We start from the raw sequence: 12,427 nt of genomic DNA, 5'->3' as shown, positions 1-12,427 counted from the left end.
GCACGAAGGCGATCTTCGCCGCGCGTTCGAGCCTGGGTTGCAGGAACCGGAGATCGCGCGGCGAGCCGACGATCAACAGCCGCCCATCGGCCAGACTATCCTTTGCGAACCGGGCGAATGCGCGCGCCGGATCGCGCCGCTCGACGAAACGCGGCGGTTGCGCATCGCTGCCTTCGATCGCCAGCACATCGCGCTCGGCCGCCGCAGCCTGCCACGTCTTGTCGTCGACCAGATCGGCGGCAGCCTTGCGGCGCGGCAGGCCATCTGCGGCGATCGCCAGAAAGCGAGTCCGGCGGCGCTCGGCGCCTTGGTCGAACGCGATCGCGGAATCCGGCAGATGCGCGAGAACGGAGACGCCATCCTCGACCGACGGCTCGGTCGCCCTACCGATCTCGACGCGATCGATATCGCCCTCGCCAGCTGCGACACCGGGTCGTAGTTGCGAAGCCCGGTGATGACGCCGTCGGCGAACTCGATCCGCACGGGATGCTCGCGGTCCGCCGGAAAGACGTCGATCACACCGCCGCGCAACGCGATCTCGCCCGGCTCGTCAACCCGGTCGTCGACGATATACCCGATCTCCGCCGCGATTTCGGCAAAGGCATCGACGTCGATCCCGTCGCCGACCGCAAGCCGAGGCGGCGCCGCATCGAACATTGCCGGCGCCGGATACCGAACCGCAGTCGCCTCCGCCGTCGTTACGAGCAGGATAGGATGCGCCTTGGCTTCCGTCGCCGCACGCAACTGGCGCAGGGCTGCAACCCGACGGCCGACATTGGCGGGCGATGCAGGCGCGTCGTCCCCGGCAACGCGTCGCTCGACGGCAGGTGCACCACCAGCGCGTCCGGCGCGAACGCCGCCGCGATTCCGGCAATCTCCGTCGCGCGCTGATCGTCGGCGGCAACGCAGATCACGTCGCCCTTTTCCAGCCCTTCGACGACCGCGACCGCTATCGGTCCCGCGGCAAGAGGGATGACACGCTCGTTGACGACCTGCTGACTGACCTGAAGCACCGATACGCATCCTTCTTTAGGCGCTCAACGTGAGCCCCGAGATGCACGTTCCGGTGATCCTATCCTGGATCAGGATGTTCGTTCGATTGCGGGGATGAACGGCACAGTCCGAAAAGGCTACGCCGCCGGGCGCTACTCTTCGCCGATCAGCGTCAGCACATCGCCGATGATCCGCCTCATCGCGACCCGCGCGGCGCCCGGATCGCGCGCGATGATCGCATCGGCCACCGCCGCATGATCGGCGATGTTGGCAGACCGTCCCTTGATCCGGTTGGTGAACCGGATCGACGTGCGTAGCGCGGTCGATACCACCGACTGGAATTGCGCGTAGAAGGGATTCTTCGACGCCCGCAGGATCGCCATGTGGAACGCGATATCCGCCTCGAGCGGATCGGTCAGCCCCGCCTCGCCCGCCTCCATCTGCTCCAGCCCGGCACGGATCGTCAGGAAATCGGCGGCGTCGCCGAACCGTGCCGCCAACGCCGCCGCCTCCGGTTCGATCGCGACCCGCAACTGGTTGAAATGCCGAAGCAGATCGACCGAGAATTTCCGCTCCAGCGTCCAGCGCAAGACGTCGGTATCGAACAGGTTCCACGCACTTGCCGGCTGCACGATGGTGCCCTGTCGCGGGCGCGCGCTGACCAAGCCCTTTGCCGTCAGCATCTTGACCGCTTCGCGCGTCACCGACCGGCTCACCCCGTGCGTCTTGGCGATCTCCGCCTCGGTCGGGAACGGACGATGTTCGTACCGCCCCGTGACGATCGCACGGCCGAGCGTATCGAGCATCCCATGCGTAAGGTTACGCCCCAACGCGGTTACCGTCGGACCACTCTCGCCTTCTGTCATATCGATCGCCATCGGCAAGGTTCTGACGCAAGCGTGCGATACTGTCACCCGTCAAAAGGTCTAAAATACGTGTTGCGCGATCGTGCATGACAAACATTCCGTAATTGTCATATAAACCGGGCAGTTCGATCGTCGCCACCGCGCGCGAGCGATCCTATTGCGGCACAGGCGACGAGCCCGAGGGTGATGAGATGAGCGATTTTATTGCAGTCGATTGGGGCACGACCAACAGGCGCGCGTTCCGGATCGAGGACGGCAGCGTCGTCGCGTCCGAGCGGGACGATCGCGGCGCGGCCAATGTCGCTGCGGAAGACTATGAGGCGGAGGTCGCCGGCATCCGCGCGCGGCTCGGCGACCTGCCGATGCTGCTCGCCGGGATGGTCGGATCGAACATCGGCTGGCGCAGCGTGCCCTATGTCGCGGCGCCCGCGGGTCTTGCCGAGATCGCCGCGGGGCTCGAGCGGATCGACGACCGCACCGCGATCGTGCCGGGGCTGTCGTACCGCGACGGGCTGCACGCCGACGTGATGCGCGGCGAGGAGGTGCAGTTGCTCGGCGCGGTCGCTGCCGGGCTGGTGCCCGCCGACGCGATGCTCTGCCAGCCCGGTACGCATTGCAAATGGGCGACCGTCGAGGGCGGCGCGATCACCCGCTTCACGACTGCGATGACGGGCGAACTCTTCGCGCTGCTCCGCGCGCACGGCGTGCTGTCGCGACAGCTTGGCCACCCGGTCGAACTGGGCTCCGCGTTTCTCAAAGGCGTCGCCGAGGGCGCGCGGCGCGATCTCGCCGCCAGCCTGTTCGCGATCCGCGCGCGCGGCGTGCTCGGGATTGCCGACGACGCGCACGCAGCGTCGTTCGCGAGCGGGCTGCTGATCGGTGCGGATACGGTCGCGCGGATCGAGCCGGGTGCCGCGGTGCACATCCTCGCCGATCCCGCGCTGGGTGCGCTCTATGCCGGCGCGATCGATGCGCTGGGCGGCACCTCGCACCATATCGACAGCCAGGCCGGATTCGTGGCTGGCATCACCCGCATCCAGGATCTTGCAGCATGACTTCCCCCACAACCCACCGCCAAGCCTTCGACGACGCCTTCGCAAAGTGTCCGCTGATCGCGATCCTGCGCGGCGTGAAGCCCGATGAGGTCGAGGCGATCGGCGAGGCGCTGGTCGAGGTGGGCTTCACGATCCTCGAAGTGCCGATGAACTCGCCCGACCCACTCGACAGCATCGCCCGGCTGGCTCGCGCACTGAAGGGCCGCGCGGTCGTCGGTGCGGGTACGGTGCTGCGCGTCGAGGACGTGGCGGCGGTCGGCGCGGCGGGTGGGACGCTGATCATCGCCCCCAACGCGAACGTACGGGTGATCGCGGCTGCGGCCGAGCGCGGTTATGTCGCCCTCCCCGGCATCGCGACCCCGACCGAGGCGTTCGCGGCGCTGGAGGCGGGCGCGGCGGCGCTGAAGCTGTTCCCCGCCGAGGCGGCGAGCCCAGCGGTACTGAAGGCGATGCGCGCCGTCCTTCCCAAGGATACGCGCGTGCTACCCGTCGGTGGCGTCGTGCCGGAGATCATGGCCGAGTGGCGCAAGGCAGGTGCGGCGGGGTTCGGTCTGGGCTCGGCGTTGTATGCGCCGGGGATGACCGCGGCGGACGTCGGCGCACGGGCTCGCGGATTTATCGACGCGTTGCAGGCGTAATCAAAGGGTTACCAGAGCTGGCCCCGGCCGTCGGGGGCGCCGCTGGCTCTGAGACTCTGCTGTTCTTAAGCTCTCGGGCTTCCGGGACTCCGCCAGGACCGCAACCGCAACCACAACCGCAACCAGATATCCCACGAACCCCGCCTCGTCACCCCAGCGAAAGCTGGGGTCTCCTGGTGCGGGTCGCCCGCCCGCTAACTGGGATACCTCAGCTTTCGCTGGGGTGACGGATTGGGGCGTGAGGGATTGGTGTGACCGATCCGGGTGACCGATTGGGGCTCGTGATCGACCCGCCATCGTCATCGTGCCGCGTTGAGGTTAGGGCGGCGCGATGATGTTCGCCGACCAGGAACGAGACCTCGCCACGCTGGCCGCCGCCGACCGGTACCGATCGCTCCGACCGCGTACCGGCGTCGACTTCGCCTCGAACGACTATCTCGGGCTCGCCGGATCGGATCGTCTGCGGGCTGCGATGATCGAGGCCTTGGCGCGCGGCGTGCCAGTCGGCTCGGGCGGCTCGCGGTTGTTGCGCGGAAATGCGCCCGAGCATGAGGCGCTGGAGGCGGATGCCGCGCGGTTTTTCGGCACCGAGGCGGCGCTGTTCTTCGCCAGCGGTTACATCGCCAACACGATCCTGTTCGCGACGCTGCCGCAGCGCGATGACCTGATCGTGCATGACGCGCTGATCCATGCGAGCGCGCACGAAGGCATGCGGCTGACACGTGCGACCTGTGTGAGCGCGGCACATAACGACGCCGGTGCGTTCGAGGACGTGATCGCCACCTGGCGCAAGGCTGGCGGCAAGGGCCGCGTGTGGATCGCGGTCGAGAGCCTCTACAGCATGGATGGCGACCGCGCGCCGCTCGCCGATCTCGCGCGGGTAGCGGACCGCCATGACGCCATCCTGCTGATCGACGAGGCGCACGCGACCGGGGTGTTCGGCACCGACGGCCGTGGCCTCGCCGAAGGGCTCGACGGACGCGACAACGTCATCACCTTGCGGACGTGCGGCAAGGCGCTCGGTTGCGAGGGCGCATTGCTCTGCGGGCCGGCGGTCATGCGCAAATTCATCGTCAATCGCGGGCGCGGGTTCATCTTCTCGACCGCGCCGTCGCCACTAATGGCGCTGGCGGTTGGCGAGGCGTTGCGGATCGTGGCGGACGAACCGGGGCGGCGGGAGCGGCTCTGGGATCTCGTCGCAACGGCGGAGCGGGTGCTGGCGCCGTACGGCGTCGCAGCGACCGGGTCGCAGATCCTGCCGCTGATACTCGGCGATGCCGCGCGGACGATGCACGTCGCCGCCGCTATTCAGGGGGCCGGGTTCGACGTGCGTGGCATTCGTCCGCCGACCGTGCCCGACGGTACGTCGCGGTTGCGGATATCGTTGACGCTGAACGCCACTGCGGCGGATATCGAGGCTTTGGGAACGGTATTGGGAGAGGCGCTGCAATGACGATCGTGGTCACCGGAACGGACACCGATATCGGCAAGACCGTGTTCGCCGCGGGCCTGACCGCGGCGCTCGGCGCGCGCTACTGGAAGCCGGTGCAGGCCGGACTCGCGGACGGCAGCGATGCGGCTTCGGTCGTGACCCTGGGTGTTCCTGCAGACCACGTCCTGCCCGAAGCGTATCGGCTGACCACGCCGTGCTCGCCGCATCTCGCCGCCGAAATTGATGGGGTGACGATCGATCCCGACCGGCTCGCGCTGCCCCAAGTCGAGGGCCCATTGGTGGTCGAAGGCGCGGGCGGCGTGATGGTGCCGGTCACGCGCGACCTGATCTTCGCCAACCTGTTCGCACGGTGGGGCAAGCCGGTCGTGCTCGTCGCGCGCACCGGGCTCGGCACGATCAACCACAGCCTGTTGTCGATCGAGGCGTTGCGCAGCCGCGGCGTACCGATCCTCGGCATCGCCTTCGTCGGCGACGCGGTCGAGGATAGCGAGGCGACCATCACCGCACTCGGCAAGGTCCGAAGGCTCGGTCGCCTGCCTCGCCTCGATCTGCTCAACGCCGCCACGCTGGCCGAGGCGTTCGCCGCGAACTTCGACCTGGAGCCGTTCCGGTGACCGACTCGCCCGTCTGGCATCCCTTCACGCAGCACGGCCTGCGCGAGCCAATTCCCTCGTCACGCATGCCGACGGCGCGGCACTGTACACCTCGGACGGCCGGCGGATCGTCGATGCGATCTCGTCCTGGTGGGTCACCACGCATGGCCACGCCAACCCCAGGATCATGGCGGCGATCGCAGAACAGGCTGGCAAGCTCGACCAGATCATCTTCGCCGGCTGGACGCACCAACCCGCCGAAGACCTTGCGCGCGGCCTGATCGCGATCATGCCGCCGGACCTTACGCGAGTCTTCTTCTCGGACTCAGGCTCTACCAGCGTCGAGTGCGCGTGAAGATGGCGCTCGGCTATTGGCTCGATCGCGGTGAGGACCGCCATCGCATCCTGGTGATGGAGCACGGCTATCACGGCGATACGATCGGCGCGATGTCGGTCGGTGCGCGCGGCGTCTACAACCGCGCCTATTCACCGCTGCTGTTCGACGTCGGCACGATTCCTTCCCCGTCGCCGGCCAAGAACAGGTTACACTCGACGCGCTGGAGAGGGCCTGCGCCGCACACCCCGCCGCGTTCATCGTCGAGCCGCTGCTGCTCGGCGCGGGCGGGATGCACATCTATCCCGCGCACATCCTCGCCGAGATGCGCCGCATTTGCGCCCGCTACGACGTCCTGTTCATCGCCGACGAGGTGATGACCGGCTGGGGCCGCACCGGCACCTGCTCGCCTGCGAACAGGCGGGCGTGGTGCCCGACATCCTGTGCCTGTCGAAGGGGCTCACCGGCGGCGCGGTCCCGCTCGCAGCGACGATGGCGACCGAGGCGATCTACCAGGCGCATTACGGCACCGACCGCGCGCGGATGTTCTTCCACTCGTCGAGCTACACCGCCAACCCGATCGCCTGCGCCGCCGCCAATGCGAACCTCGCGATCTGGCGCGACGAACCGGTGCGCGATCGGATCGCCGATCTCGCCGCACGCCAGGCATCAAGGCTGGAGGCGCTTGCCCGGCATCCCCGCATCGCCAATGCGCGCCAGATCGGCACCATCACCGCGGTCGAGCTCCGCGGCGAGGACGGCTATCTCTCGCAGATCGGGCCGCGCCTGCTCGCCTTCTTCCGCGACCGCGACCTGCTGCTCCGCCCGCTGGGCAACACCGTCTACATCATGCCGCCCTACTGCATCGACGACGCCGATCTCGATCGGATCTACGCTGCGATCGGCGAAGCGTGCGATGAGATCCGACACTGAGGCTGACGTTCTTGCTGCACTGCAGCAACAAATGATGTAGGTGCGACGTTGAGATAGGATCGCGGCTGAGTACGCTTGCGACGAAAGGCTCGATTCACGTGAGAAACATCGCCGATACCATCGCCCGCATGGCGCGTGCCGGGGCACCGACGCCGCGCGACATCGCGCCGAGCCGCCTGACGCCGCTGATCGAGTTCGGGACTAACCCCGGCGCGCTGCTTGGGCACAGCTACGTGCCCAAGAACCTGCCAGCGGGCGCGGCTTTGGTCGTCGTCCTGCACGGCTGCACGCAGACCGCGGCAGGCTATGACCACGGGTCGGGCTGGTCGAAGCTCGCGGACCGTGCCGGCTTCGCGCTGCTGTTTCCGAGCAGACCCGCGCGAACAATCCCAACCTCTGCTTCAACTGGTTCGCGTCGGAGGACACCGCGCAGGCTGGCGGCGAGGCGGAATCGATCGCGCAGATGACCGAGACGATGATCGCCCGCCACGGCCTCGACCGCAGCCGCGTGTACGTCACCGGCTTGTCGGCGGGCGGCGCGATGACGGTGGCGATGCTGGCCACGCGGCCGGACCTGTTCGCGGGCGGCGCGGTGATCGGCGGGCTGGCTTACGGCACCGCGACTGGCGTATCGCAGGCGCTCGATCGGATGCGCGGGCATGGCGACACCAGCGACGTCGCGCTGGCCGACGCGGTCCGCAGCGGCTCGCGCGGGCATGACGGGCGCTGGCCGACGCTGGCGATCTGGCACGGCGGCGCCGACGCGACGGTCAGCGTGGCGAATGCGGACACGATCGCGCGGCAATGGCGCGGCATCCACGGCGTCGACGCGACCGCGGTACGCACGGAGCGGGTCGGCACCGCGGTCCACCGAATCTGGTCGGATGCCGAGGGACGTGACGTCGTCGAGGACTGGACCGTGCCGGGCATGGGCCATGGGACGCCGATCGACCCGTTGCGAGGCGAGCGACTGGGCGCCGCTGGGCCGTTCATGCTGGACGTCGGGATTTCTAGTACGGCAGTTATTGCCAAGTCCTGGGGGCTGGTTCCGGCGGCGAAGGCGGAGACTGCGGCCAAGCCGGCGCCGGTCGAACGCGTCGCGAAGATCGCGATCCCGGTCTCGTCGAAGCCTGCGTCGAAGCCTCGCGCCGAGGCGCCTACGGGGATCCAGGCGACGATCGAAAACGCCCTCCGCGCTGCCGGATTGATGCGGTAGGATGCCGGAGGGTGGGGAGTTGAGTGCGCGCCAAACACCCCATCGTCATCCTGACGAAAGTCAGGACCCAGAGTAACAGCGGTGTCTTGTGTGGCTCTGGGTCCTGACTTTCGTCAGGATGACGGAGTGGCTGGAAAAACACGGGATGGTTGCGGAATCACGGGATGGTTGCGAAACCGTCGCGCGACGTCCCGGTGCGTTGCCTCGGCGGCTCACGCCACATCAATCCTCCCTGGCAGGGGGTGGCTGGCTCTTGCCAGACGGAGGGGTATCGCCCCTTTCGATAGCGGGTCACCCCTCCGTCGCCTGCGGCGACACCTCCCCAGACAGGGAGGGTGAGCAGGAATAATCGACTTGCTCGTGAACCCGGCTAAAGCCAGCGCATGACGTCCACCCCGCCCCGCCCCTGGCGCACCGAATTCGCGGCCACGCTGAAACTCGCCTGGCCGCTGGTCGCGACGAGATCTCGCGCAGGCGCTGGTCGGCGCGACCGACGTGGCGATGCTCGGGCGGCTCGGCCCCGACACGCTGGCGGCGGCGACGCTGGGGCTGAACCTCTACCTCGTGTTCCTCGTCTTCGGCATGGGCCTCACCACCGCCGCGGTCCCGATGATCGCGCGCGAGCGGGGTGCGCGGCCGCATGCGGTGCGCGATATCCGGCGGACCGTGCGGCAGACGATCTGGGTCGCGGCCACGCTCTGCCTCCCGTCCTGGATCATTCTCTGGAATGCCGAGGCGATCCTCGTGCACCTGCTCGATCAGGATCCGCTGCTCGCGCACGACGCGGCGCGGTTCGTGCGCGCGGTGATGTGGGGGATGCTGCCGAGCCTCGCGTTCCTCGTCCTGCGCGCGTTCGTCGCCGCGCTCGAGCGGCCGGGTTGGTCGCTGGTGGTGATGGTCGGGCTGCTGGTGGTCAACGCCGCGCTCAACTGGCTGCTCATCTTCGGCCACGCGGGCCTCCCCGCGCTCGGCTTGCTCGGCTCGGGGATGGCGAGCAGCATCGCCAACGGCCTCAGCTTCGTCGCGATGGCCGCCGTCGTCGTCTACGCAAGGCCGTTCCGCCGCTATCGCCTGCTCGGCCGGTTCTGGCGCGCCGACTGGCCGCGATACCGCGCGGTCTGGACGCTCGGCCTGCCGATCGCGATCACGCTCGGGTTCGAATCCACCGTATTCATCGCCGCCGTCTTCCTGATGGGATTGCTCGGCACGGTGCCACTCGCAGCCCATGCGATCGCGATCCAGATCGCCAGCGTCACCTTCATGGTCCCGCTCGGCATCGCCCAGGCCGCAACCGTCCGCGTCGGGCTCGCCTCGGACGCGGCGACCGTGCCGGCATAGGACGCGCAGGCTGGGCCGCGTTCGCGATCGGCGAAGGATTCGATGGTGCTGACGGCGGCTTTGCTCGTGCTCGCCCCGCAACTGCTGATCGGCATCATCCTCGACGTCGATGCACCCGCCAATGCGCCGGTCGTCGCGCTGGCGATCTCGCTGCTCGCGGTCGCCGCGGTGTTCCAGGTGGTCGACGGCGCGCAGGTGATCGGCGCGGGCATGTTGCGCGGGCTGGGCGATACCAAGGTGCCGATGATCTTCGCCGCTATCGGCTATTGGGGGATCGGCATCGGTGTCGGCGCATGGCTCGCGTTCGGGCGCGACTGGGGCGGGGTCGGCATCTGGACAGGGCTGGCAGCCGGACTGGCAGTGGTTTCGGTGCTGATGATCGCCCGGTGGCAGGCGCGCGAACGACTTGGCCTCGGCTAAGGCTCGCTTGGCCTCTTTATCCGATATTACTGATACATAGCAGCTCAGACGTGTTAACGTGTGTTACACCACTGGAGCCTGACATATGCCTGATCAAGACCGCATCGTCGCGATCGGGTTGCTCACGCAGCGCGACGTTTTCGCGCTCGGCCACGACCTGTCGCGGGTCTATCCGATCGACGAGGTGCCGTGCTTCGGCAGCCTGCTCTGTGCGATCGACGATGCCGACCGCGCGTTCCACCGCGCCCGCGATGCACGCCAGCTTGCCAATCCCGTCCAACCCAGCGCAACCTCGCTGGCATAGCGGCGTTCAAGATCCGCTGGCGAGATCCGCTGGCCCCTGCGGAGATCGATCATGACGCTGCCTACCGAATTGCTGCTGCTCGGCTGGTCGACGGTCCTGCTATTCGCCTATGTGATGATCCAGGGCCAGACCGCGACGCACGACCGCGGGCTAGACTGGAATGCCGGGCCGCGCGACGGCGAGCAGAAGCCGCTCGGCGAGATGGCAGGCCGCGCCGAGCGCGCGCTGAAGAATTTCCAGGAGACCTACCCGGTCTTCGTCGCGCTCGCGCTGGGGCTGGCCGTCACCGATCGCACCGGCGGCATCGGTGCGATCGGTGCGTGGCTCTGGTTCGGCGCGCGGATCGCCTACATCCCGCTGTACCTGTTCGGAATCAAATATATTCGCAGCCTGTGCTGGATGGTGTCGATCCTCGGCCTGCTGCTGATGCTGATCCGCTTCCTCTGAGGGTCAGCCTCGCCCCGGCTTGTCTCAAAGCGTGCGGATGATCGCCGAGAAGTCGAGGCTTCCCTGCCCTTCGCCGGCAAACGCCTCGTAGCGCTCGGCGGCCTTCGCGCCCATCGGCGTATCCGCGCCGACATCCTTCGCCGCCGCCATCGCGAGCCGCAGGTCCTTCAACATCAGCGCCGCCGCGAAGCCGCCCTGATAGTCGTGATCGGCAGGCGTATCGGGACCGATCCCCGGCAGCGGCGCATAGGTGGTCATCGACCAGCTCTGGCCCGACGACACGCTCGCGATGTCGTAGAACGCCTGCGCATCGAGCCCCAGCTTCTCCGCCAGCACGAACGCCTCGCAGGTCGCGATCATCGTCGCGCCGAGGATCATGTTGTTGCAGATCTTCGCCGCCTGCCCTGCGCCGTTCGCCCCTGCATGGATGACGGCCTTGCCCATGTCCGCGAGGATCGCCTGTGCCCGGTCGAACGCCTCGGCCGAACCACCGACCATGAAGGTGAGCGTGCCCGCATTGGCCGCGCCGATGCCACCCGACACCGGCGCATCCACCGCGACAAGTCCCTTGGCCTGCGCGGCTTCGGCGACCTGCTTGGCGGTGGCGACGTCGATCGTCGAACAGTCGATCAGGATCGCGGACGCCGGGCCGACGCCGAACAGCGCATCATAGACCTCGGCGACATGCTTGCCCGCCGGCAGCATCGTCACGATCGCCTCGGCGCCGTCCGCAGCCTCGGCAGCGGATGCGACGGGGAGGCAGCCAGCGGTCTTCGCCTTGTCCAGCGCGTCCGCGCTCAAGTCGAACGCACGAACGTCGTGGCCCTTCTTGGCGAGGTTCGCCGCCATCCCGCCGCCCATGTTGCCGAGCCCGATAAATGCGATCCGTGCCATGCTCTCTCCTACTTCTGCTCCCTCCCGTTCACGGGAGGGGTTGGGGAGGGCAGTGCCGCAATCACATCGTCGGCAATCCGGGCACGCCCCTCCCTGACCCCTCCCGCAAGCGGGAGGAAATTAGCTACTTCCCCGTCCAGCTCCTGGACGCTTCTCCACAAACGCCGCCATCCCCTCGCTCTGGTCCGCGGTCCCGAACAGCCCGTGGAACAGCCGCCGCTCGAACTGCACGCCCATCGCGAGCCCCGTCTCGAACGCGGCGTTGACCATTTCCTTGTTCGCCAGCGCCGCCAGCGGCGCCATCGCCGCGATCGTCGCGGCGGTCTTCACCGCCTCCTCGACCAGATCGTCGGCGGCCACGATCCGCGACACGAGCCCCGCGCGCTCGGCTTCGGCGGCGTCCATCATCCGCCCGGTCAGGCACATCTCCATCGCCTTCGCTTTGCCGACTGCGCGCGTGAGGCGCTGCGATCCGCCCATGCCCGGCGATACGGCGAGCTTGATCTCGGGCTGGCCGAACTTCGCGGTATCGGCGGCGAGGATGAAGTCGCACATCATCGCCAGTTCGCACCCGCCGCCGAGCGCATAGCCCGCCACCGCCGCGATCACCGGTTTGCGCGTCCGCGTGAAATTCTCCCAGCCCGCGAAGAAGTTGCTCGCATACATGTCCGCGAACCCCTGCGACTGCATCTCCTTGATGTCCGCCCCCGCCGCGAACGCCTTGGGCGACCCGGTCAGCACCGCGCAGCCCTGCGATGCATCCGCATCGAACGCGGCAAACGCGGCGATCAGGTCCGCCAGCACCTGCGAGTTTAGCGCATTCAGCGCCTGAGGCCGGTTCAGCGTCACGAGCGTGACGCCGTCGCGCTGCTCGACGAGGATCGTTTCGTAGGTCATTCACTTACTCCTTGTATCCCCGCGAAGGCGGGGACCCAGTTCGGGC

General features: G+C 68.0%; 10 protein-coding genes and 4 pseudogenes. 9 read left to right on the top strand and 5 right to left on the bottom strand.

The features are described 5' to 3' along the window. Window positions 1–72 precede the first annotated feature (72 nt). From AC0IX7_RS18035 to AC0IX7_RS18025, 3 genes are all read right to left on the bottom strand, one after another. A complete protein-coding gene (locus AC0IX7_RS18035; RefSeq protein ID WP_471813216.1) occupies window positions 73–744 on the bottom strand; it encodes a hypothetical protein in 672 nt (223 codons plus the stop codon). Further along, window positions 699–1,013: a hypothetical protein gene (locus AC0IX7_RS18030; protein WP_471813214.1), complete on the bottom strand. Its 315-nt coding sequence runs from the start codon at window positions 1,011–1,013 to the stop codon at window positions 699–701. The genes AC0IX7_RS18035 and AC0IX7_RS18030 overlap by 46 nt, the downstream gene beginning before the upstream one ends. Before the next feature lie 132 nt (window positions 1,014–1,145). After that, window positions 1,146–1,799 (bottom strand): FadR/GntR family transcriptional regulator, encoded by a 654-nt coding sequence (locus AC0IX7_RS18025; protein WP_471813212.1) that lies wholly within the window; start codon window positions 1,797–1,799, stop codon window positions 1,146–1,148. Between the two features lie 251 nt (window positions 1,800–2,050). Here AC0IX7_RS18025 and AC0IX7_RS18020 point away from each other — a divergent pair, with 251 nt between their 5' ends. The 9 genes and pseudogenes from AC0IX7_RS18020 (at window position 2,051) to AC0IX7_RS17980 (ending at window position 10,590) form a co-directional block, all read left to right on the top strand. Beyond that, complete coding sequence (locus AC0IX7_RS18020) at window positions 2,051–2,914, top strand: 2-dehydro-3-deoxygalactonokinase (RefSeq protein ID WP_471813942.1); 864 nt, start codon at window positions 2,051–2,053, stop codon at window positions 2,912–2,914. Then, the gene (locus AC0IX7_RS18015) at window positions 2,911–3,552 is read left to right on the top strand and encodes a 2-dehydro-3-deoxy-6-phosphogalactonate aldolase (RefSeq protein WP_471813210.1); all 642 of its coding nucleotides are present in this window, start codon (window positions 2,911–2,913) and stop codon (window positions 3,550–3,552) included. The genes AC0IX7_RS18020 and AC0IX7_RS18015 overlap by 4 nt, the downstream gene beginning before the upstream one ends. A gap of 331 nt (window positions 3,553–3,883) precedes the next feature. Beyond that, window positions 3,884–5,005, top strand: a complete 1,122-nt coding sequence (locus AC0IX7_RS18010; protein WP_471813208.1) for an 8-amino-7-oxononanoate synthase — start codon at window positions 3,884–3,886, stop codon at window positions 5,003–5,005. Further along, window positions 5,002–5,619, top strand: a complete 618-nt coding sequence (gene bioD, locus AC0IX7_RS18005; RefSeq protein WP_471813206.1) for a dethiobiotin synthase — start codon at window positions 5,002–5,004, stop codon at window positions 5,617–5,619. The genes AC0IX7_RS18010 and bioD overlap by 4 nt, the downstream gene beginning before the upstream one ends. Continuing rightward, a pseudogene (locus AC0IX7_RS18000) lies at window positions 5,616–6,865 on the top strand (adenosylmethionine--8-amino-7-oxononanoate transaminase). The gene bioD and the pseudogene AC0IX7_RS18000 overlap by 4 nt, the downstream one beginning before the upstream one ends. A 128-nt stretch (window positions 6,866–6,993) precedes the next feature. Continuing rightward, window positions 6,994–8,081, top strand: a pseudogene (locus AC0IX7_RS17995) (extracellular catalytic domain type 1 short-chain-length polyhydroxyalkanoate depolymerase). Between the two features lie 501 nt (window positions 8,082–8,582). Then, window positions 8,583–9,839 (top strand): annotated as a pseudogene (locus tag AC0IX7_RS17990) (MATE family efflux transporter). Window positions 9,840–9,924: 85 nt separating this feature from the next. Further along, the gene (locus AC0IX7_RS17985) at window positions 9,925–10,143 is read left to right on the top strand and encodes a hypothetical protein (RefSeq protein ID WP_187504449.1); all 219 of its coding nucleotides are present in this window, start codon (window positions 9,925–9,927) and stop codon (window positions 10,141–10,143) included. Between the two features lie 51 nt (window positions 10,144–10,194). Continuing rightward, a complete protein-coding gene (locus AC0IX7_RS17980) occupies window positions 10,195–10,590 on the top strand; it encodes an MAPEG family protein (RefSeq protein ID WP_471813204.1) in 396 nt (131 codons plus the stop codon). Window positions 10,591–10,614: 24 nt separating this feature from the next. Here AC0IX7_RS17980 and mmsB read toward each other — a convergent pair whose 3' ends face one another. Further along, a complete protein-coding gene (gene mmsB, locus AC0IX7_RS17975) occupies window positions 10,615–11,484 on the bottom strand; it encodes a 3-hydroxyisobutyrate dehydrogenase (RefSeq protein ID WP_471813202.1) in 870 nt (289 codons plus the stop codon). Window positions 11,485–11,608: 124 nt separating this feature from the next. Further along, a pseudogene (locus AC0IX7_RS17970) lies at window positions 11,609–12,381 on the bottom strand (enoyl-CoA hydratase). Between the last annotated feature and the right edge of the window lie 46 nt (window positions 12,382–12,427).

This window comes from Sphingomonas sp. AC411, from assembly GCF_979253035.1.
Note: the sequence above shows the minus strand (reverse complement) of the source record. Positions and strands in the feature narration are given on the sequence as shown.

Excerpts from the sequence above, each read along its gene's own strand:
- AC0IX7_RS18025 (WP_471813212.1), bottom strand. The coding sequence starts at position 1,799 with ATGCTCGATACGCTCGGCCGTGCGATCGTCACGGGGCGGTACGAACAT.
- AC0IX7_RS18020 (WP_471813942.1), top strand. The coding sequence starts at position 2,051 with ATGAGCGATTTTATTGCAGTCGATTGGGGCACGACCAACAGGCGCGCG.
- AC0IX7_RS18015 (WP_471813210.1), top strand. The coding sequence starts at position 2,911 with ATGACTTCCCCCACAACCCACCGCCAAGCCTTCGACGACGCCTTCGCA.
- AC0IX7_RS18010 (WP_471813208.1), top strand. The coding sequence starts at position 3,884 with ATGATGTTCGCCGACCAGGAACGAGACCTCGCCACGCTGGCCGCCGCC.
- bioD (WP_471813206.1), top strand. The coding sequence starts at position 5,002 with ATGACGATCGTGGTCACCGGAACGGACACCGATATCGGCAAGACCGTG.
- AC0IX7_RS17985 (WP_187504449.1), top strand. The coding sequence starts at position 9,925 with ATGCCTGATCAAGACCGCATCGTCGCGATCGGGTTGCTCACGCAGCGC.
- AC0IX7_RS17980 (WP_471813204.1), top strand. The coding sequence starts at position 10,195 with ATGACGCTGCCTACCGAATTGCTGCTGCTCGGCTGGTCGACGGTCCTG.
- mmsB (WP_471813202.1), bottom strand. The coding sequence starts at position 11,484 with ATGGCACGGATCGCATTTATCGGGCTCGGCAACATGGGCGGCGGGATG.